The organism is Streptococcus mitis (assembly GCF_946190275.1).
GTDB classification, from domain to species: domain Bacteria; phylum Bacillota; class Bacilli; order Lactobacillales; family Streptococcaceae; genus Streptococcus; species Streptococcus mitis_DC.
The window spans coordinates 1-230 of record NZ_CAMHZQ010000121.1; the positions used below are offsets into that span (position 1 = coordinate 1).

Sequence of the window (230 nt, forward strand, 5' to 3'; positions counted from 1 at the left end):
AGCGTGCCGGATTGGTCGTTATAGGGATGGACCATGCCGCCATGGTGGAAGGCACCGTAGGAAGAGGGCACGTAATCGCCGATCACCGCGACTTTGTCGTCGCCGAAGCTCATGCCGAGCTTGCCGCCATAGACATGCGCATCAACTTTGTAGGTGACGCCAGCCGGGGTGAAGCCGGAACCGGAATTGCCTTCGCTGACGATCTGGGCCGAGCCGAACAGGTTGGAGTT

At 60.0% G+C, this 230-nt stretch carries 1 protein-coding gene; it reads right to left on the reverse strand.

Going from position 1 to position 230, the window contains the following annotated elements; all coding sequences use genetic code 11:
• The coding region (locus N8M20_RS10455; RefSeq protein WP_261080546.1) for a hypothetical protein at positions 1-230 on the reverse strand (230 nt) is incomplete at both ends.